General features: G+C 67.0%; 19 protein-coding genes and 1 tRNA gene. 12 read left to right on the top strand and 8 right to left on the bottom strand.

Annotated features, from left to right (window positions below; genetic code table 11):
• Nucleotides 1–111: 111 nt before the first annotated feature.
• Together D1409_RS03745 and D1409_RS03740 are read right to left on the bottom strand one after the other, a co-directional pair.
• Entirely contained in the window at nt 112–759 is a 648-nt protein-coding gene (locus D1409_RS03745; RefSeq protein WP_123534148.1) for a DUF998 domain-containing protein, read from the bottom strand.
• Nucleotides 760–1,010: 251 nt separating this feature from the next.
• The gene (locus tag D1409_RS03740) at nt 1,011–1,814 is read right to left on the bottom strand and encodes an alpha/beta fold hydrolase (RefSeq protein WP_123534146.1); all 804 of its coding nucleotides are present in this window, start codon (nt 1,812–1,814) and stop codon (nt 1,011–1,013) included.
• A 284-nt stretch (nt 1,815–2,098) separates the two neighbouring features.
• Between D1409_RS03740 and D1409_RS03735 the strand changes: the two genes are divergently transcribed.
• Both D1409_RS03735 and D1409_RS03730 read left to right on the top strand, forming a co-directional pair.
• Nucleotides 2,099–2,545 carry an ester cyclase gene (locus tag D1409_RS03735; RefSeq protein WP_123534144.1) on the top strand — a complete coding sequence of 149 codons (447 nt, stop codon included), beginning with the start codon at nt 2,099–2,101 and terminating at the stop codon, nt 2,543–2,545.
• Nucleotides 2,546–2,574: 29 nt separating this feature from the next.
• A complete protein-coding gene (locus D1409_RS03730) occupies nt 2,575–3,177 on the top strand; it encodes a cupin domain-containing protein (protein WP_123534142.1) in 603 nt (200 codons plus the stop codon).
• Between the two features lie 477 nt (nt 3,178–3,654).
• On the opposite strand, the gene D1409_RS03725 is transcribed toward D1409_RS03730, so the two are convergent.
• Nucleotides 3,655–3,727, bottom strand: a tRNA-Arg gene (locus D1409_RS03725).
• Nucleotides 3,728–3,805: 78 nt separating this feature from the next.
• A complete protein-coding gene (locus tag D1409_RS03720; RefSeq protein WP_123534140.1) occupies nt 3,806–4,117 on the bottom strand; it encodes a Sec-independent protein translocase subunit TatA/TatB in 312 nt (103 codons plus the stop codon).
• A 147-nt stretch (nt 4,118–4,264) separates the two neighbouring features.
• On the opposite strand from D1409_RS03720, the gene D1409_RS03715 reads away from it, so the two are divergent.
• The 4 genes from D1409_RS03715 to D1409_RS03700 all read left to right on the top strand — a co-directional run bounded on the left by D1409_RS03715 (nt 4,265) and on the right by D1409_RS03700 (nt 7,589).
• Nucleotides 4,265–4,741 (top strand): redoxin domain-containing protein, encoded by a 477-nt coding sequence (locus D1409_RS03715; protein WP_123534138.1) that lies wholly within the window; start codon nt 4,265–4,267, stop codon nt 4,739–4,741.
• Nucleotides 4,742–4,832: 91 nt separating this feature from the next.
• The gene (locus D1409_RS03710; protein ID WP_123534136.1) at nt 4,833–5,627 is read left to right on the top strand and encodes an HD domain-containing protein; all 795 of its coding nucleotides are present in this window, start codon (nt 4,833–4,835) and stop codon (nt 5,625–5,627) included.
• Nucleotides 5,628–5,740: 113 nt separating this feature from the next.
• A complete protein-coding gene (locus D1409_RS03705; RefSeq protein ID WP_123534134.1) occupies nt 5,741–7,033 on the top strand; it encodes an MFS transporter in 1,293 nt (430 codons plus the stop codon).
• Between the two features lie 100 nt (nt 7,034–7,133).
• Nucleotides 7,134–7,589: a hypothetical protein gene (locus D1409_RS03700; protein WP_123534132.1), complete on the top strand. Its 456-nt coding sequence runs from the start codon at nt 7,134–7,136 to the stop codon at nt 7,587–7,589.
• Between the two features lie 69 nt (nt 7,590–7,658).
• Here D1409_RS03700 and gfcR read toward each other — a convergent pair whose 3' ends face one another.
• On the bottom strand, nt 7,659–8,294 hold the full coding sequence (gene gfcR, locus D1409_RS03695; RefSeq protein WP_123534130.1) for a transcriptional regulator GfcR: 636 nt from the start codon (nt 8,292–8,294) through the stop codon (nt 7,659–7,661).
• Nucleotides 8,295–8,462: 168 nt separating this feature from the next.
• Between gfcR and D1409_RS03690 the strand changes: the two genes are divergently transcribed.
• The 6 genes from D1409_RS03690 to D1409_RS03665 all read left to right on the top strand — a co-directional run bounded on the left by D1409_RS03690 (nt 8,463) and on the right by D1409_RS03665 (nt 15,336).
• A complete protein-coding gene (locus tag D1409_RS03690) occupies nt 8,463–9,749 on the top strand; it encodes an HAD family hydrolase (protein WP_123534128.1) in 1,287 nt (428 codons plus the stop codon).
• Nucleotides 9,750–9,868: 119 nt separating this feature from the next.
• A complete protein-coding gene (locus D1409_RS03685) occupies nt 9,869–10,933 on the top strand; it encodes a Gfo/Idh/MocA family protein (protein WP_123534126.1) in 1,065 nt (354 codons plus the stop codon).
• A 182-nt stretch (nt 10,934–11,115) separates the two neighbouring features.
• Nucleotides 11,116–12,213, top strand: coding sequence for a glucose 1-dehydrogenase (locus D1409_RS03680; RefSeq protein WP_123534124.1), 1,098 nt, complete (start codon nt 11,116–11,118; stop codon nt 12,211–12,213).
• Between the two features lie 87 nt (nt 12,214–12,300).
• Nucleotides 12,301–13,359, top strand: coding sequence for an HTH-type sugar sensing transcriptional regulator TrmB (gene trmB, locus D1409_RS03675; RefSeq protein WP_123534122.1), 1,059 nt, complete (start codon nt 12,301–12,303; stop codon nt 13,357–13,359).
• A gap of 290 nt (nt 13,360–13,649) precedes the next feature.
• On the top strand, nt 13,650–14,432 hold the full coding sequence (locus tag D1409_RS03670; protein ID WP_123534121.1) for a helix-turn-helix transcriptional regulator: 783 nt from the start codon (nt 13,650–13,652) through the stop codon (nt 14,430–14,432).
• 256 nt (nt 14,433–14,688) lie between these two features.
• Nucleotides 14,689–15,336 carry a dolichyl-phosphate hexose transferase gene (locus D1409_RS03665; RefSeq protein ID WP_206424983.1) on the top strand — a complete coding sequence of 216 codons (648 nt, stop codon included), beginning with the start codon at nt 14,689–14,691 and terminating at the stop codon, nt 15,334–15,336.
• 43 nt (nt 15,337–15,379) lie between these two features.
• Here D1409_RS03665 and D1409_RS03660 read toward each other — a convergent pair whose 3' ends face one another.
• Genes D1409_RS03660 through D1409_RS03650 form a run of 3 tightly spaced genes read right to left on the bottom strand, consistent with a single transcriptional unit; the run spans nt 15,380 to nt 19,148 of the window.
• Entirely contained in the window at nt 15,380–15,979 is a 600-nt protein-coding gene (locus D1409_RS03660; RefSeq protein WP_123534119.1) for a gluconate 2-dehydrogenase subunit 3 family protein, read from the bottom strand.
• Nucleotides 15,980–16,003: 24 nt separating this feature from the next.
• The gene (locus tag D1409_RS03655) at nt 16,004–18,022 is read right to left on the bottom strand and encodes an ArnT family glycosyltransferase (protein WP_123534118.1); all 2,019 of its coding nucleotides are present in this window, start codon (nt 18,020–18,022) and stop codon (nt 16,004–16,006) included.
• Between the two features lies 1 nt (nt 18,023).
• Entirely contained in the window at nt 18,024–19,148 is a 1,125-nt protein-coding gene (locus tag D1409_RS03650) for an ABC transporter ATP-binding protein (RefSeq protein ID WP_123534117.1), read from the bottom strand.

The raw sequence follows: 19,148 nt of genomic DNA, 5'->3' as shown, positions 1-19,148 counted from the left end.
GCCACACGTTCGCCGCGTGTTCCCGGCGTCGCAGGTGGGGCGGGACTCGGGCCACGACGAGTTTCCCACCCGAACGCGGTTCGGAAGCGGAGGTTGCGGGTGCTGACTCGCTCACGGGTCGCTGCGCCCACCGGAAGACTCGCTCCGTGACGGCCTCGTGTGGCGGTCAGAGTGACTCGAAAGCAGATAGGCCTCTCGCAGGTACCAGACGTAGGCCACGAGGAACATGATTCGCTGGAACACGCCAGCGAACTGGGCCAGCAGCGTCATCGCTGCCGGTACCGCGACGGTCGCGCCGAGAGCGAACAAATCGAACCACCGAACGGCACGCTGTTCCTTCAGTCGTCGCAGCGAGAGGGTCAACACACCGAACGCGAAACAGAACCCCAGAAGTGTAGCGGTTACCGAGTGAAGGGCGTCCTCGACTGGACTGTACGGCATCGCCGCGTCCCACGACCGCGTCGAGAACACTGCCGTTGCGACCATGAAGACACCGAACCCGGCGTGGAAGACGCTGGTCCACCGCTGCCAGGCGGCCCGTCGCTCCGCGGCTAGCCAGATGACGCCGAGTCCGAACGAGAGAAACCCGAGTCGGGCGATCCACGCTTCCCCAAGGCCTTGAGCAGCCGACTCACTGGTCGTGTGGGTGACCCAGGAGTATCCCTCGGGCATGAACAATGGTGCGACTGCGAGCGCGAGCGCGGAAGCCGAGAGACAGACCGCTATCCCGACACCCGAGCACGTCCGGTCGTCCCGCATAGACAGTTCCACACTGACCAGCTACTAAGAATCTCCTCCGCATCTACCGGCACGGATACCGACGATACGGTAGCTTCCCGCCAAATACTCTCTCTCTGGCCTCGTTTAGACGCGGAACAGCGTCCGTGCACGATAATCGAGTCGTTCTGTTTCCGGGCTGCTTTCGTGAGCCGTGCTCTCCGCCGTCTAAACACGGCCGAGGAATCCTTTATCGGCCGACCGAGGCGTCCAAGATACACGGCTCGCAGTCGTCAGTGGGCGCGTATGAAATCGCGAACGATTCGATTGAACGGTTCGGGCTCTTCGACGGTGATGCAGTGCCCGCTGTCTTCGAAGAGTTCGAATCTGGAATCCGGGATGAGTTCCGCAGCGTATTCGACGGACTCCACGCTCCGCCATTTCTCGTCTGCACCGGCACACACTAGCGCCGGGACGTCGATCGAAGGGAGCACGTCCCGGTAATCGCGCAGCTGAAGTAATCCGAACAGGAGAGTCCCCTGTATCGCCGGTGGGACTCGAGACCCCTCGTCGAGCACAAGATTGCGAAGCTCACGGGATGGGCTCTCTTTGAGCAGTGCCGTCGCTTGCTCGTCGAGGAGGTCGAGCGGGTCCGTCTGAATCCGGTCGACTGCCTCCGCGAGGTCGTCACGCCCGTAGCTCCCGAATTCGTAGTCGTCCCGTTTTATCGGCGAGGGCTCCATATCGATATCGACGATGGATCGAATCCGGTCGGTCCCGAATTGATGGATGTACTCCCAGGATACGAGCGCACCCATCGACCACCCGGCGACGACGACGTCATCGAGGTCGAGTCGGAGGAGAAATTCGCGCACGTCACGGGCGTACTGTGACAGCGTGTGACCGAGCTCCGTCTTCTCCGATCGTCCGTGCCCTCTGAAATCGACGGCGAGCGCGCGGTACTCGTCCGATAGGCTGGTCAACTGTGGTTCGAAGAACCTGAGGCCCGCGGTTCCTCCGTGCAGGAAGACGAGGGGCTCTCCATCGCCTTGGTCCTCGTAGTAGAGGTCCGCACCGTTACACTGGATGCCGGGCATAACGTCGATAGTTTGACGCGCTCGCGCATAAGGATAGCTCTCGGAAGGGCGGATACTGTGACTACAACCTCTGTATTCCGCACGCTCTTCGTAACTGATTCTAGCTACTTTTTCGGAACTTCGTTATCTCCTCCCCGCCTTCCCGAGACAGGGACTCCATTCCGAATTCCTGCCTACTAGAGGGGAGAGCCCGGGACAACCTGATCGAGAACTCTACGTGTTCGCTGTTAACTGGCAACAATATCTTTTGTCTAACTGGTTGATCCCTACGTGGAGACATTCCAATGGCTGAACCGACCACGGAGAACGAACGCATCGCCAGACGCGTCCCCGAGGACGTCGCGACCGACGGAAATCTCGATCTCGTCGGGGACCTGTTCACCGAGGACGCAGTCGAACACGCCCCGTTCGGTCAGGAGGCCCGAGGCACCGAGGAGATCAGAGAGTCGCTCGGACAGTGGTTGGAGGCGTTCCCTGATTTCAGTGCGACCGTCGAGGACGCCATCACCGAAGGCGATACGGTCGCCATGCGCTTGACGCTACGGGGAACCCACGAGGGGGATTTCATGGGCATGGAACCGACGAACGAGTCCTTCGAGATCCAGAATATGGTCTTCACACGGATCGAGGACGGCAAAGTCGCCGAGCGTTGGTTACACCCCGACACGCTCGGTATGCTCCACCAACTAGGCATTATCTCTCCCCCCGGTGGGATGCCCGCCCAGCCGTGATCGGTCAGATCTGACGCCACCACCATTCCATGAACACCACGATATCGATCGACAGATCAGAGGGAACCGACACCGTCGACAACCCGGTTACGGGATCGCGGATGACGTTCCTCGAACGTAGTGCCGACACGGGCGGCGAATACGTCCTGATAGAGATCGTCGAAGCGCCGCACGCACAGGGGCCACCGCTACATATTCACCCGAAACAGTCGGAGACCTTCGAGATAGATGCCGGGAGGCTCAATCTAGAGGTCGACGGCGAGAAATGGATCCTCGAAGAAGGCGAATCGGCGACGGTGCCAGCGGGGCTACCCCACCGGTACTGGAACGAGAGCGACGAACAAGTACGAGGGACGATGGAGCTCCGACCGCCGGGCAACTTCGAGATGTTCATCGAGACGGTGGCTGGACTCGCGAAAGCGGGAAAGGTCAACGCTGCCGGCGTCCCGAACCTGCTCCAGACGGCCGTTATCATGCAGGCGTACTGGGATGTCTTTCGGCTGGCCGGCCCGCCACAGTGGGTACAGAAGCTGCTCTTCGCAGTCCTCGCGCCGGTGGGACGGATACTCGGCTACAGGCCCTACTATCGCTACGCCGCGTTGACTGGCAGCGAACCGGAGACGAACCAGTAACCGACCGCCGATTTCGACTCTCACAACGCTGCAGGCTTGTGATTGGGAACCGCGAACGGGTGTGGCGGGACTGAGCGAAACCGAAGGTTTCGCGAGGGTCGGAAGACGCCGCCGGCGTCTTCCGGGAGTGAGCAAACGCGAAGCGTTTGCGAACTACGCCACGCACGCGAGCGTGTTCCGAACGGACGTGAGGAACCGCGAAGCGGGCGTGGCGGGAGTGAGCGAAACCGGAGGTTTCGCGATGGTCGGGAGACGCCGCAGGCGTCTTTCGGGATTCGAACCACGGTCGGAGCAAAGCTCCTCCCTGATTCGAATCCCGTGCCCGTTCGCTCGTCGCGTCCGCTCCTCGCAGAACGGGCGTGGCGGGATTCGAACCGGAGGGAGACGGTTGTGCTCGCTCACTTCGTTCGCTGCGCGCACTGCGACTCCCAGGGTTGCGAATCCCGCCATGCCGGTTCGCTCCCTTCGGTCGCTGCACGGGCGTGGCGGGATTCGAACCCGCGATCGAGGGGTTAGGAACCCCTCGCCCTGTCCCCTAGGCCACACGCCCTACCGAGAGCACTGAGCGCCGGGAGAAAAACCCTTGCTGTTGCTCACTGCGGTGGATGAAGGGGGGAGAACTGGACCGTTATTCGGCGGCCGAAGACGTCGACGCTTCCTTGTCGGCCTCGCGCTCTTCCTCGGTCTTGAGGATTTCGCCGTCCTCGTCGACGATGTTGCCCTCGTCGTCGATAGTCGCGCCCTCTTTCATCTCTTCGAGCTCCTGTTCGACCTGCTCGCGCCCCTTCTGGAACTCGCCCATGGCCTGACCGGTCGACCGTGCGAGTTTCGGGATCTTGTTCGCGCCGAACAGCAACACGGCGATCAGCAGGATGACGATCAGCTCCGTCCCGCCCGGCATACCCCCGACCGGGAACAGGGGGATGAGTGTGTCCAACATCTCTACCCGACGCTTACTCGGTCCCAATTATAACCTTTTTGCTGTGTATCATTCCCCGGAGATCCCTCAAATCAATCTTTCCCCGGCGGATCCGGCCACCCCCTCCGGTGACACAACACCCTTCCGCCGCGAGTCCGACCTTCGCTCATGGTCGACGTCGGAGACGCCGCGCCAGAGTTCACTGCACCGCTGGCGAACGGCGACGTGATGGAGTTCTCGCTGTCGGACCGCCTCGACGAGGCACCGCTCGTCCTCGTCTTCTTCCCCGGAGCGTTCACGGGCGTCTGCACGCACGAGATGGAGACGTTCGAGGACCGACTCGACGAGTTCGCTGACCTGGGCGCGACGGTGTACGGGATCAGCGTCGACACGCCGTTCGCGCTGAACGCCTTCCGCGAGGAGAACGGCCTGACGTTCGACATGATAAGCGACACGAACCGCCGAATCGTCGACGCGTACGGCCTGAGCATGGACTTCGCGTCGCTCGGCGTCGACGACGTAGCGAAGCGATCGGTCCTGGTGATCGACAGCGACGGCGTGGTCCAGTACGCCTGGGTCTCGGACGACCCGGGCGTCGAACCGGACTACGACGAGGTCCACGAGGCAGTGACTGCCCTCTCGTGAGCGGATCAGGCGTGACGCGACGCGGTGCGACGTCGAAGGAGATAGCCGAGAACGCGCGGGGTTTTTGCGTCCGCGGGCGGTTACTGGTTACATGAGTGACGGCCGTTCCTACGAGCCAGACGCCGAGCACGCGTTCCCGGACGAGCGACTCAACGACGTACTCGTCTTCCTCGACGCCGACGAGGAGGTCCAGACGTATCTCGACGCCCAGAACGTCAATCCCGTCTCGCGGATGCGGTACAACGACCACGGGGCGAAACACGTCAGCATCGTGCGGGACCGCGCGCTGACGCTGTACGAACTCTTTCACGCGGGCAACGTCGAGTTCAACGGGGCGGCCGACCAGGGGCTCGACGAGGCCGACGAACCGGTCATCGTCGCGCTCGCGGCGACGCTCCACGACATCGGCCACGTCGTCCACCGGGACGAACACCCGTACTACTCCATCCCGCTCGCGGCCGACCTGCTGGACCGGATCCTGCCGGAGTGGTACGACACCGCGGACGCCGTTCGGATGAAAGGCGAAGTGCTGCACGCGATCCTCTGTCACCACACCGAGGAGACGCCGCTGACGACGGAAGCGGGCGTGCTCCGACTCGCGGACGGGCTCGACATGGAACGCGGGCGGTCGCGGTACCCCTACGAGCGCGGCGGGCGCGGGATCAACACGGTCTCCAGTCAGGCCATCGAGTCGGTGACGCTGAAAGCGGGCGACGGCGCGGCCGTCCTCGTCGAGATCGAGATGCACAACGCCGCCGGCGTCTACCAGGTCGACGAACTGCTCAAGGCCAAGCTCATCGGGTCGGGACTCGAAGAGCACGTCCGGATCGTGGCAGTCAACTCCTCGGAAGGCGGGGAGAACATCGTCGAGCGGATCGAACTGTAGCGGTCGCGACGGGGCCGGGTGGAGCCGGGCGGTCGAACGTGACCGCGCGTCGACAGGCGGAAGGCTCCGCCGGTGACGAAACGTCTTATCCGCTGTAGACGGACCGACGATCCGTGAGCGACGGCTCGGGGGGATCGCTGCGGCTGCTCGGGAACGCGGAGTTCCTCGCACTCGCGGGCACCGCGTTCGCGCGGTCACAGGCGTACTCGACGATCGCGATCGCGCTGGCCCTGTACGCCGACATCTTCGCCACCTCGGGGACCGTCGAGGGGCTGTTCGGGACCGCGTTCGCGCTCGTCCAGCTTGTCATCGTCCTCCCGCTGGGGCGGGCCATCGACACGGGCAACGCGAAGCGGTACCTGCTGGTCGGGCTCGTCCTGAACGTCGGCGTCTTCGTCGGGTTCGCGCTCGTCGAAACGGTGAGTCACGTGGTCCTGATGCGCGCGGTACAGGGACTGGGCGCGAGTCTGCTGTGGATCACCGGGTCGACCGTCGTCGGCGAGATCAGTCCCGACGCCGAGCGCGGACAGTGGCTCGGCACGTACAACCAGGTCGGCGCGTTCTCCAGCCTGGCGGGCGACCTCGTGGGCGGAATCTTGCTGTACACGAGCGGGTTCACGCTCACGTACACCGTCCTCAGCGGCGTGACGCTGCTGGCGGCCGTGGGCGTGTACTTCTTCCTGCGCGACGACCCCGGCGGGCAGGCCGACCCCGACGAGGCGACGGGAGTCGAGACGCTCAGACTTCTACTCGGGCGGACGGCGATCCGTGCGCTGGTCGTCTTCCGCCTCGGACTCAGTTTCGGGAAGATGGCCGTCATCCTCTTTCTCCCCATCTACGCGCGGACGCGGTTCGGCATGAATCCGATCCTCGTCGGCGGGATCCTCGCGGGCGGGAAGCTCACGAAGTCGCTGACGCAGGGCGTGGTCGGGTCGTACACGGACAGTCTCGGCCACAAACACCTGTTCGTGTTCGTCGGCGCGCTGCTGTACGCGCTGGGCGCGGCGATCATCCCCTTCGCGGAGTACGCGGTCGACTGGTTCGCGCCGCTGACGCTCGCGCTCGGTGGGCGCTCGGCGACGCTCCCGCCGGCGTTCTTCCCGCTGTTCGGCGCGTTCGCCGTGTGTGGGATCGCGGACAGCATCCGCTTGCCGGCGAGCATGGCGCTGTTCGTCGAGGAGGGCGAGCACTTCGACGCGGTCGCGGGGAGCCTCTCCCTGCGGTCGATCGCCTGGAAGATCGGGCAGGTCGTCGGGCCGGTGACGGTCGGGGCGCTCTGGGACGCGACGTCCGTGTTCACGGCGTTTTTCACCGCGAGCGCGTTCATCGCCGTCGCGGCGCTAGCGTTCTTCGGCCTCTACACTGTCGAACCGGCCCCCGAGAGCGTTCCGGCGGCCGGCGACTGACCGCGAGTGTCGGCGCCCGGACCTGACGAGAAGCCGGTACTACCACCCGCATGGTACCCGTTAGCACAATGATTTTTACCGTCCCAGCCCAAGGTCCGGTATGAGCCAGACCCCCGTCGACGGGTCCGACAGGGAGGGTCGGTCCGTCGGGGAGACCGACCGGGGAACCGGGTCCGCTTCACTACTCAGTCGCGTCGCAGCACGGCTCCGCTCGGCAGGGCGGTCCCTCCGCGAACGCCTGGGATCGCTGATGGGTGGGTCCGCCGACCGCCCGCAGTTCGAACTGACAGAGCGCTCGGGACGACCGGCGGCGACCGACACGACGCGTTCGATCCAGTGCGTCGGGCTCACGGAGGAAGTGCTCGAGGGGGACGGGCGCGCCGTGACCGACGACCTGGTGCGAGCGCAGGCCGCCGACGCGCCGGACCGCGACGGCCCGACGGACGAGCGCCCGGAACTCGTCGTTCGGTGGGAGGACGACGAACTGACGCTGACGGCGCCCGACCGGCCCGGCGCGCACATCACCTCCACGCACTGGGAAGACGTCGAGCGCTGACCCACAGGGAGGATTTCTGGCCGACGTGCTCCGGGGCGTCGGAACTGGTCGATAGCGACGGCGAGGAGACTACTTCGACTGGCCGACGCGGAGAACCTGGACGAGAGAGTAGACGGGGACGCCTTCGATCTCTTCGACGCCGCGTTTGTCGGTGAGGACGGCGCACGCGATGGGCTCGCCGCCCTGGTCGCGGATCGCCTCGACGGTCTCGGTCATCGTCGTCCCGCTGGTGATGGTGTCGTCCACGACGTAGCACTCGCGGTCGCGGATCTGCGCGAAGTTGCGGGAGAACGACCCGGAGAGCTCCTCGGTCTCGCCGTCGTCCCACTGGTGTTTGCTCGGGGCGTACGTGCCCAGGTCGGTGTCGAGTTCGCGCGCGACCGTCGTCGCGATGGGGGCACCGGCCTTCTCGATGCCGATCGTCAGGTCGACCTCCTCGCCCTGTTTGGAGAGCAGGTCGGCGACGGCGCGGCCGACGTGGGTCAGTCTGTTGCTGTCGCGGCCGATGGCGCTCCAGTCGACGTGGATGTCGTGCGGGCTCTGTGCCGACTGGTCTCGGGTGGTCGTCGTGGTCGCGCCGCTCCGGGAGACGAGCCAGGACGCGGTCTCTTTCGAGACGTTCAGCTCGTCGGCGATCTCCCCTTTCGAGAGGCCCCGCTCGGCCAGCTCCGCCGCACTGTCGATGAGATCGTCGATGTTCTTCATGGGTCTTACCCGCCTTTTCGCACCCGGGGGTGTTACCCGTTGTGGGTTCCCGTCGCGGCCTCACACACCCGGGAGCCCGGCGGGCGTGGTGGAACCGGGCGATCCGCGACGACCCACGCGGCCATCGATCCCAACCTACACAACGACGGCGGAGCGTATTCTGGAAGTATGGAACGGTACGACCAGCTCTATCGCCTCTACGACGAGTTCGACGCGGACCGCCTGCGCGCACACCAGGAGTTCGTGGACCTGTTCCCGCCGGTCGACTCCCGCGTCGCGCTCGCCTACTGGGAGGACGCCAGCGACGAACTGGCCGACCTCCGCGACGACATCCGCGACGCGTTCCCGGGCACCGGCGCGACGTACGCCGACGTGGCCGCCCACGCGACCCGCGACCAGGCCTTCACTGGCCTGGATCTCGCGACCAAGTACGGCCGGCAGGTGAACGTGCTCGTCCTCGACGTCGACGAGACGCTCCGCTCTGCGGGGACGACCGACAACGAGATCCCGCGGGAGACGCTCCACCTCCTCACCGAGTTCCACGAGGCCGGCGTCCCGATCGTCGTCTGCACCGGCCAGACCCTCGAGAACGTCAAGGGCTTTCTCAGTCAGGGACTGGGCAACGCCGTTGTCAACTCCGGCGACGTGAGCGTCGTCTACGAGAGCGGCACCGGCGTGTTCACGCCCGGCCACGGCCCGGAGACCAAGCGCCTGCTCTACGAGGACCTGGGGGACGACGTGCGCGGCGTGTTCGAGACGCTCCGCCAGCGCGTGCTCTCGGACGCGCCCGAGGCGGTCCGGCGAGGCTGTCACCTTCAGGGCAACGAGTTCAACGTCACGCTCAAGCCCAACTTCGAGACGGGGAGCCCAGACGCGACCGCCGTCGTCGACGACGCGCTCGTGTACCTGCTGGACCTCCTCGGCGTCGTCGTCAGCGACCGCCTCGACGGTGTCGAGTCCGACAAAGGGGACGGCGAGGACGGGACGTCCGACATCGTCGATGCGCCCGCGGGCGAGTGGACGCGCGCCTTCTACGCGGACCGCGACCCGGAGATCGAGGCGGTGCTGGACTCGCGCGACGAACTGCCGAGCGACGTCGAGATTCCCGAGGCGGTCGCCTCGTTCCTCGACCGGGTGGACATCGGCTACTACGAGGGCGATGCGGCGGAGGTCGTCAGTCGCGAACTCAACAAGCCGGTGGGGGTCGAGGCGGCGTTCGAGGTGCTCGGGATCGACGATCCGTTCGCGCTGGTGCTCGGCGACAGCAAGAGCGACCTGCGAGTGATGGAGTGGGTCGAGGCCGAGGACGCGGGCATCGCCGCCGCACCCGAGCACGCGTCGACGGTGGTCCTCGAACACGTCCGTTCGACGGACGGGCTCGTTTTTCCGGCCGGGGACGCCGGCGACGTGTTGCGGACCGTGTACGCGCTCAACAGGCTCGTGGCCGTGGAGTGACCAGGTTCGGGCGTGCGACGGACCTTTCACACGTTCGACCGTTCGAAGGAGTGATGACGGGGGATTTACGGTAGTCCGTGTGTGAGTTTCCGTGAGAACTCCACGGAGTCATCATCAACATGGTCGATATCTCATCTGTCAGACTCGGCATCGTCGGACTGGGCAACATCGGACACCACCACGCGGAACGGTTCGTCGACCAGGGCGCGAACCTCGTCGGCGGCGTCGACATCGCGGAGGGCGCTCGGGCGTCGTTCGCCGACGAGTTCGGCGTTCAGACGTTCGAGGACCACCACGAACTGTACGAACAGGCGGACGCCGTCGCCGTCACGACGCCGAACAAGTTCCACGAACAGTACGTCGTCGACGCGCTCGAGGCGGGCCTCGACGTCCTCGTCGAGAAGCCGCTGGCCAACACGCTCGAGGGCGCCGAACGCATCGCCGAGGCCGCCCACGACGCGGACGGCTTCTGCATGGTCGGCTTCCACACGCGCTTCGAGAACCCCGTCGAGGTCATCAACGGCTACCGCGAGGAGGGCCGCTTCGGCGAACTGAGCCACGTCGAAGCGAACTACATCCGCCGCCGGGGCGTCCCCGGTCGCGGCTCGTGGTTCACGAGCAAGGAGGTCGCCGGCGGCGGCGCGCTCATCGACATCGGCGTCCACGCGGTCGACCTCTCGCTGTACATGCTGGGCTACCCCGAGGTCGAAGAGGTCAGCGGCCTCACGCGCTCGCAGTTCGGCGGCCGCGACGACTACACCTACATCCAGATGTGGGGCGACGACCAGGGCCCGGAAGGGTTCAACGTCGACGACTCCGCGACCGCCTTCATCCGCTGTGCGGACGACCGAACTATCTCTCTCGAGGTCGCGTGGGCCGTCAACCGCCCCAAGAAACAGGAGTACGTCCTCCGCGGGACGGAGGCGGGCGCTACCTTCCGACCCGGTGAAGGCGTCACGTTCCACGAGTCGGGCACGTCGGGCGCCGGCCACATGGTCGAGTCCGACATCGACACAGTCAACAACGACGCCCACGCCGCCGAGCAGACCTACTTCCTCGAACACTGCGCGGCCGGCAAGACGCCCGAACGCAACACGGTCGACCAGGGCCTGACCGTCCAGCGCGTCCTCGACGCCATCTACCGGTCCAGCGAGTCGGGCGAAGCCATCGCGCTCGATAACTGACCGCGACTCTCTCCTTCGGCGTCGCTCCTCGAACTGATTCGACCGGCGACAACGCTTCGACCGGTCACAGCGCTTCGACCGGCGTCAGCGGTACGGCCGTGTCGACGAGGGGGACGAGCGGTCGTTCACGTCGCGCCGAAGAAAGACTTAACTCGGAATAGAGTACTCATTTTGAACAACTGATGAAAGCTATCGCAGTCGAGCGCGGATCGGAGGGGCCGGCAGTGATAGAGAAGCCGCGCCCGGAGCCAGCGGCGGGCGAGGCGCTGATGCGGACGCTCCGGGTCGGCGTCGACGGGACGGACCACGAGGTCATCAGCGGCGCGCACGGCGGCTTCCCGGAGGGCGAGGACCACATGGTGCTCGGCCACGAGGCCGTCGCAGTCGTCGAGGACCCGAACGGTACCGACCTCGACGCGGGTGACGTGGTCGTCCCGACGGTGCGGCGCCCGCCCGCGGACGGGACCAACGAGTACTTCGAACGTGGCGAACCGGACATGGCGCCGGAGGGCGAGTACGTCGAGCGGGGCATCGTCGGGGACCACGGCTACATGGCGGAGTACTTCACGAGTCCGCCGGAGTACCTGGTCCCGTTCCCGGAGGACATGTGGGAGGTCGGGTTCTTCGCCGAACCGGTCAGCATCTCCGAGAAGGCCTTCGAGCACGCCTACGCCTCGCGGTCGGCGTTCGAGTGGTCGCCGGAGTCCGCACTGGTGCTCGGCAACCGTTCGCTCGGGCTGATCACGCTCGCGATGCTGGAGTTCGGCGTCGAGAGCGACCGGTCGTTCGCCGCGCACGACTTCGACCGGACCTACTGTCTGGGCCGGCGCGAACGCCCCGACCCGACCGTGGACATCATCGAGGAGATCGGCGCGACGTACGTCAACTCGAACGACACGCCGCTGGAGAGCGTTCCGGAGGACTTCGAGGCGATGGACTTCGTCTACGAGGCGACCGGCTACGCGCCCCACGCGTTCGAGACGGTCGAGGCGCTCGCGCCCAACGGCGTCGGCGCGCTCCTGGGCATCCCCGACTCCTGGGAGTTCGAGATCGACGGCGGACGGATCCACAACGAACTCGTCCTCCACAACAAGGCGCTGGTCGGGACGGTCAACTCCCACGTGAAACACTTCGAGGGGGCGATCGACACGCTGGCCGACCTCCCCGACTGGCTGCTCGACGACCTGGTGACGACCGTCGCGACGCCCGACGACGTCGAACCCGCCTTCGAGTACGGCCACGACCAGATCAAGGCCGTCGTGGAGTTCGATACGCTTTGAACGCCCCGCCGCGCGCGTCGCGGGTGAGTGCGACCGGTCCTGAGAAGGGACAGACTGATTTAGCCGGTCACGGAAGGTGCAACCGACATGGCTGGTGACGACCTCCTCGACTCGCTCGAAGCCGTCTCGGAGCGGTTCAACTTCGGGGAGTACGAGGCGAAGGCGTACCTCACGATCCTCGAACACGGGCAGGTGACGGCCTCGGAGATATCCGACTACACGGACATCCCGCAGCCCCGCGTCTACGACACGGTCCGGAGCCTCAGCGACATCGGGCTGGTCGAACTGCAGGAGTCGCGGCCGATGAAGGTGCTCGCGCTCGACCCGTCGGAAGCGTTCGACGACCTCCAGACCTCTCTGGACACGCTCGTCGACGGACTCCAGGAACAGTACACGCAACCGGCACGCGGGACCGAGGCGGTGTCGCTCGTCAAGTCGCGCCCGACGATACTCCGATACCTCTCGGAGGTGATCGACTCGGCGAACTACGAGCTGATGCTGTCGCTGACGCCCGAGCTACTGGACCGGTTCGAGAGCCAGCTCCGCCGCCAGCACGAGGACGGCGTCGCTATCGAGATACTGCTGTCGCCGGCCGCGGAGGTCCCCGACCCCGCGGAGTACGACTACGACGCGCTGGCGAGCACCGTCAAGAAACGCCGCGGCGTCACGACGCCCGTGATCGCCGTCGCCGACGGGCGCTACTCGATCTACGCGACCCGGGAGAGCCTCAAGGGCGACACCGACCGCTACGGCGTCATCTTCGACCGCTCCGAACTGGGCTTTCTCGTCTCGATGTTCATGAACACCGTCCTCTGGACCACCGCCGAGACGGTCAGGACCGACGGCGACGAACTCACCTTCCCGCGCCGCTACGGGACGATCCGGCGGGCCATCTCCGACGTGGCGACCCTCGACGGGGACTTCTACGCGACGATCGAGGGCCGGGACGTGCTGACCGGCGAGCAACTCGTCGTCTCGGGCGAAGTCGTCGAGGCCAACATCTCGCCGAGCCTCGAGGAGGCGTCGCTCGTCGTCGAGACAGAGGAGGAGCGGGTGACCGTCGGCGGACAGGTCGCCGCGCTCGAGGACATCGAGTCGTTCGAGATCCGTATCGGCCGGGACTCGCCGCCCGAACCCGCGGACTGAGCAGGGACTACCGTTCTCGTGCGGAAAGTGAGTAGGATCGGTGGTGGGTGACGCCAGGTGAGCCGCTCTCCCCCCTCGAAGGTCGAGTGGCCAGCAGGGACCCTGCATCCCCCATCGGACCGCATCACATTCTCTGCCACCCATCAGTATAAATGTTGAACTTTTCACCCCGAAACAATTCCACCTCTCCAAAATAGTTCCAGAAGACCGAAGTAGTTCCAATACATATGGAATCCGATAATGAGGGTTCGTCCGAACGTCTTCGGTCGGTCCGCCGGGAGGGCGGGCGCGTGAGTTCGAAGTCTATCGTCGGGTACGTGTCGAGTTCGTCCGTTCGCACGGACGTGCTGGCCTCGGTGGTGGCTGACAGGCAGTCGATGGCGGGGCTCATCGAGGCGATCGATGCGAGCGAGTCCGCCGTCTACAACGCCGTCGGCGACCTGGAGCGGAAGGGCCTCGTCGAGTCGCTGGACGACGGCCTGGAGGCGACTGGGAGCGGACGGTTGGTCGCGGACCTGCTCGAACAGCAGGAGAACCTCTGTCGACTGCTCGACGACGACTACTGGCGGACCCACGACGTGTCGGCGCTCCCCCGGCGATTCAGACTCAGACTCACCGAACTCGCCGGTGCGAACGTGTTCCACGCCTCAGACACGGACCCGCACGCCGTCGTCCGGGAAGTGAGCGAGCGCGTCGAGCGCGCGGGCACCAGCGTCGACATCGTCACGCCGATCTATCAGGCCGAGTACGAAGCGGTGATGCCGGACGACCCCGACGCGCGACTGGTCGTCGACACGACCGTCGCGCTGGAGGCGCTCGACCGCATCGAGGACCCGGAAGCGGCCCGCCAGTGGGAGGAGACGCCGGTGCGCGTCCTCGACATCGACGTGGGTATCGGCGTCACCGAGAACGAGATCATGCTCTCGCTTCCGACCATCGACGGCCAGTACGACTCCCGGACCGAAGTGCTCGCGACGGACGACCGCGCCATGGAGTGGGGCCGCGACCTCTTCGAGTACTACTGGGACCGCGCCACGCCGAACGAGGCGTTCATCGCCGAGCACTTCGCGTAGCGTCCCCTCGATTCGACGATCTGTTTTTGGCGAACCTAAAAACTCAAGAGGGTCGAGCCGAGAGAACGGAGCAATGAGTCAGCTTCAGCGCGACGAGAGCGGGTCGTCGGAGTCCGGGGCCGAGTCTGAATCCGGGCCCGGAGCCGAATCTGAGGCCGGGGCCGAGTCCGAACACGGGGCCGAATCGGCGCAGACAGCGGACGCGGCCGAACGGGACGACACCGGGGAGTACACGTTCGACGACCTGACCGTCGTGATGGGGACGTACAACGAGGCGGAAGCCATCGGAACGGTCCTCGAAGATATCGACCGCATCACCGACGGTCGAGCGAACGTCGTCTGCGTCGACGGCTCCGACGACCGGACGCCGGAGATCGCCCGCGATCACGGCGCCCGCGTCATCGAGCAGGAACCGCAGGGGTACGGCGTGGCCGTTCGCGCCGCGGTGCTCGCCGCCGACCGACCGGTCGTCGTCACGACCGACTGCGACGACACCTATCCGATGGAGGCCCTCCCGGAGTTCCTCGACCTCGTGAACGACGGCGCGGACGTGGTCAGCGGCGACCGCATCACCCGCGGCGCCGAGCCGATGCCGTTCCTGAACAGGCAGGGGAACCGCGCGTTCGCCCTCCTCGCGAGCGCGCTGATGGGGCGACGCGTCCGCGACACGACCACCGGCATGCGCGCCTACCGCCGCGAGGTGATCCAGGACAACGAGTGGACCGAGAACACCGGACTCTCCGCGGAACTGCTGATCCGTCCGCTGATGCGCGGGTACGACGTGCGAGAGGTCCCGATCGACTACGACGAGCGGACGGGAGAGACGAAGCTCGACCCGTTCGCGGGCGGCGCGGCCATCGCGAAGTCCATCGTGAAAGTCTGTCTCGAAGAGCGCCGCCGGTAGTCGACGCCGCCCTTCTCGGTCGTCGGTCGGCCCGACTGCGCCCCTATTCTCCGTCGTTCGGCCCGCGCCGATAGCTCTCGGTCCCGCCGGGGTGGCCCTGCGGATTCTCGATACCGACCAGTTCCCCGCCCGTCGGCGACGAGTAGAGCGCGAACAGCAACTCGTCGACGACGTAGTAGCGCACGCGCTCGGCGTCCGTCCCCTCCGGGTCCGGGTCGGCCGCGCGCGCTCCGAGACGGTCGAGCGCCTCCTCGCGGTCGGACGGGTCGAGCGCCTCCTCGCGGTCGGACGGGTCCAGCGCCGTGAACTCCTCGTCCAGCCAGGAGCCGGTCCACTCGTCGAGATAGCGAGCGGCGTCGGCGACGCCGGCCGCGTGGTCGGGCTGTTCCGCCGCGCGCCCGCGAGCGAACTCCGAGACGAACGACTCGACGCCCTCGACCTCGCTCGGGTAGAGCACCTCGGCAGCGGCCGTCAGGACGGCGACGTCGTCGTCGGTCAGCGGCCCGGGTGGCGGTACGCCACCGGGCTCCGTCGCCGTCTCGCCGTCGTCACGGCTCTCTCCGGCGGAGAGTGCGAGCGCCCCGCCGCCCGCGACGCCGGCGGCCGCGAGTGCGGCGAGCGCGTCCCGGCGCGTCAGTTCCATGGGTTCAGATAGGGGATATGCGGCTTAGGGGTTGTGCTCGTCGGCCGTCAGGTTCGTCTCGACGAATACTCCGTCGGGCGCGCTCTCTGGGACGTAGGTCGCCGCGCCGCCACACGAGCGCACCCCGCGACAGAGTTCGACTCTGGGCGAGAGGCCGCGGACCGTCCCGTCCGCGGCGTCGAGCGGGAGTTCGAACCGGTACGTGAAGCTCCCGCCCGGCCCGTAGTCGACGAAGACGCTCGCACGGATCGTCTCGCGACCCGAGAGCGAGAGCGTCTCGCTCGACTTCGCGTCGGGCCCCGTGAGGGCGACGTGACCGTCGGACGCCAGCAGTCGGAAGCGGAGCGAGCCGTCGGTCCGATTCCCCACGGCGTAGACGCTCTCGTCGCCGTCCCCGACTCGCACGGTGACGCTCTGGGCGTCCTGTGGGGCTCCGACCGTCGCGTCGAGTATCACTTGCTCGCCGCGAACGGATTCGATCCGCTGGAGGCGGGCCGCGCGCGGCGACCCGGCGAACGGCGCCCACTCGCCGCGGTAGGCGTAGCGGTACAGCTGGCGGTCCGGGTAGGTGTCGACCGTCTCGAAGGGGCGGTCGTCGATGGCGTACACCGCGTCGCCGTCGAAGCCCGGATCGTTTCGGAGGAGCTGGAACGGGTGGTTCAGCCAGTCGCCGTACGGGTCCGGCAAGAAGACCAGCGAGTTCGCCGGCGGGCCCCCTTCGAACGGCTCGTAAGCGGTCTGGTACGTCTCCGTCACCTCGGCGTTGCGTTCGACCGGGGCGCTGGCTGCGTCGACGGTGACAGCCCCCGCGACGCCGGCGAGCAGGAGGACCGTGACGACGACCGCCGCCCGCGTCGCGCGCGGGTCGAAGCCGTCTCGCGCTGCCGCGGCGTCGCGGACGAACTCGACGACGGCCACGGCGCCCACGGCGGCGAACGTCGCTGTCGGGAGGAGCAGGTCGAAGTGGTAGTAGGGACCGAGCGCGGCGACGAGGCCGTCGCCGGCCGTCTCGAGGTCGCCGAGGACGTTGAAGTTGCCCCAGAAGTAGACGTTGCCCAGCGAGACCGTGAGGAAGAGCCCGCCGACGGTCGCCTGTCGCGGGGAGAGTCCACGGCGGACCGCGACGGCCAGCCCGACCGCCGCGGCGGCGGCGCCGACGAGTCCGCCGACGGCCCACTGGCTGAAGAACAGCCAGAGGACGCGACCGTTCGCGCGCAGCGCGAGGGTCGGGCTGTAGTCGATGCCGTGGTCGAGGATGCGCCGCTCGCCGAAGCCGAGGCCGTCCAGCGGCGCGAACGCCTCGTAGGGGAACAGGAGCGGCGACCCCGTCACGACGGCGTTGTAGGCGAGCGTCACGGCGACTCCCACGAGCCCGAGCACCGCCGTCGTCGCCTGCCGGGGCAGGTTCTCCCGGACGTTCCGTCGGAGCGTCCAGAGCGCGTGTGCGACGAACGGCGTCGCGAACAGGAGGGCCGTGAACGGGCGGGAGAAGAAGGCGAGACCGACCGCGCCGCCGGCCGCGGCGGCCCACCGGCGGTCGCCGGTCCGGTCCGCGCGCAGGTAGCTGTAGGCGAACGCGAGGTTCAGGAGGTGCGTCGGCGCGTACGGGAGGAACACCGCGGAGTTGAGGACGAACAGCGGCGAGGCGAGGAGGCAGACGGCGGCGACCAGCGCGGTCCGACGGGCGAACGCCTCGCGGACGACGCCGGCGGTGAGCGCGAGGTTGCCGGCGGCGATAGCCAGCAGCGCGACCCGGTAGCTCCCGACGAGTTCCCCGAGCGCGAACATCGCCGCCGGGACGGGCGCGTACTTCGGATAGAGGCCGTCGGCGCTCTCGACGAAGAACCAGGGGCGGAAGACGCCCTCCACGGGCGGGCGCAGGAACAGCCGTCCCTCCAGCAGCATCGCGGCCTGCTGGAGGTAGACGCCCTCGTCGTGGTTGAGCGAGTGGTACGGGAAGAGTCGAGCGGTGACGAGCCAGACGACGATGACGCCGACGAGTGCGACCGCGGCCGTCCCGACGGTCGCGGTGCGCCGGCGCATCTCACTCGGCGGGGAACCACGCCAGCGGGTGGTCGACCTGCAGGTCGACCCGTACTCGTTGATCCAGCGCGAGGTTGTCGGCGTGGTTGTGTTCGCAGTACACCGAATCGCCGCCGTCGAGTGCGACCTGGTAGACGAACGACGGCCCGGTGTACTGTCGGTGGACGATCTCGCCGTTTCCCTCGTCCGGGCCGTCTGCCGGCGTCGCGACGAGGTCGTCCGGCCGGACCATCACGTCGATGGTCGCGCCGTCGTACTCGCGGCCGAGCCCCTCGATCACGTCCGCGGGCAGGGTTCCGAGGTCCGTCTCGACCACACCGGAGGCCAGCTGGCCGGAGACGAAGCCCGCCTGCCCGAGGAACTCCGCGACGAATCGCGACTCGGGCTGTTCGAAGACGACCTCCGGGCGGCCGACCTGCTCGACGCTCCCCTCGTGGATGACGGCCACGCGGTCGCTGATCGACAGGGCCTCCTCCTGGTCGTGGGTGACGGAGACGGCGGTGACGCCCGTCTCCTTGATGATGTTGCGGACTTCCTCGCGCATCTCCGTCCGGAGGCTCACGTCGAGGTTCGAGAACGGTTCGTCGAGCAGGAGCACGTCCGGCTCGGGTGCGAGCGAGCGTGCGAGCGCGACCCGCTGGCGCTGGCCGCCCGAGAGGTCGTCCGGCGAGTGGTCGCGATACTCGGGGAGTCCGATCAGCTCCAGCAGTTCCGCGACGCGTTCGTCGCGCTCGTCGGCGGACCAGTCGTCGATACCGAAGGCGACGTTCTCGCCGACGGTGAGGTGCGGGAACAGGGCGAACGACTGGAACACCAGCCCCACGTCGCGGTCGTCGGGCGCGACGAAGCTGTCGGGGCCGGCGACGGCCTCCTCCTCGACGCGGATCGACCCCTCGTCGGGGCGGTCGAGGCCCGCGAGGAGTCGGAGCGTCGTCGTCTTGCCACAGCCGGAGGGGCCGAGCAGCGTCAGGAGTTCCCCCTCGTAGACCGACAGCGAGAGGTCGTCGACCGCGGTCTCGGCGCCGAACGAGCGCGACACGCCGTCGAGTTCGAGCACGGGGTCGCCCCGCTGTACCGTCGGCTCGACGCGGTCGTTCGCCGCCGACTGGACTGTGTGTTCGATCAT

The organism is Halosimplex salinum (genome assembly GCF_003730195.1).
In the GTDB taxonomy this organism is placed as follows: Archaea; Halobacteriota; Halobacteria; order Halobacteriales; family Haloarculaceae; genus Halosimplex; species Halosimplex salinum.
This window is presented reverse-complemented; position numbering and strand designations above follow the sequence as displayed.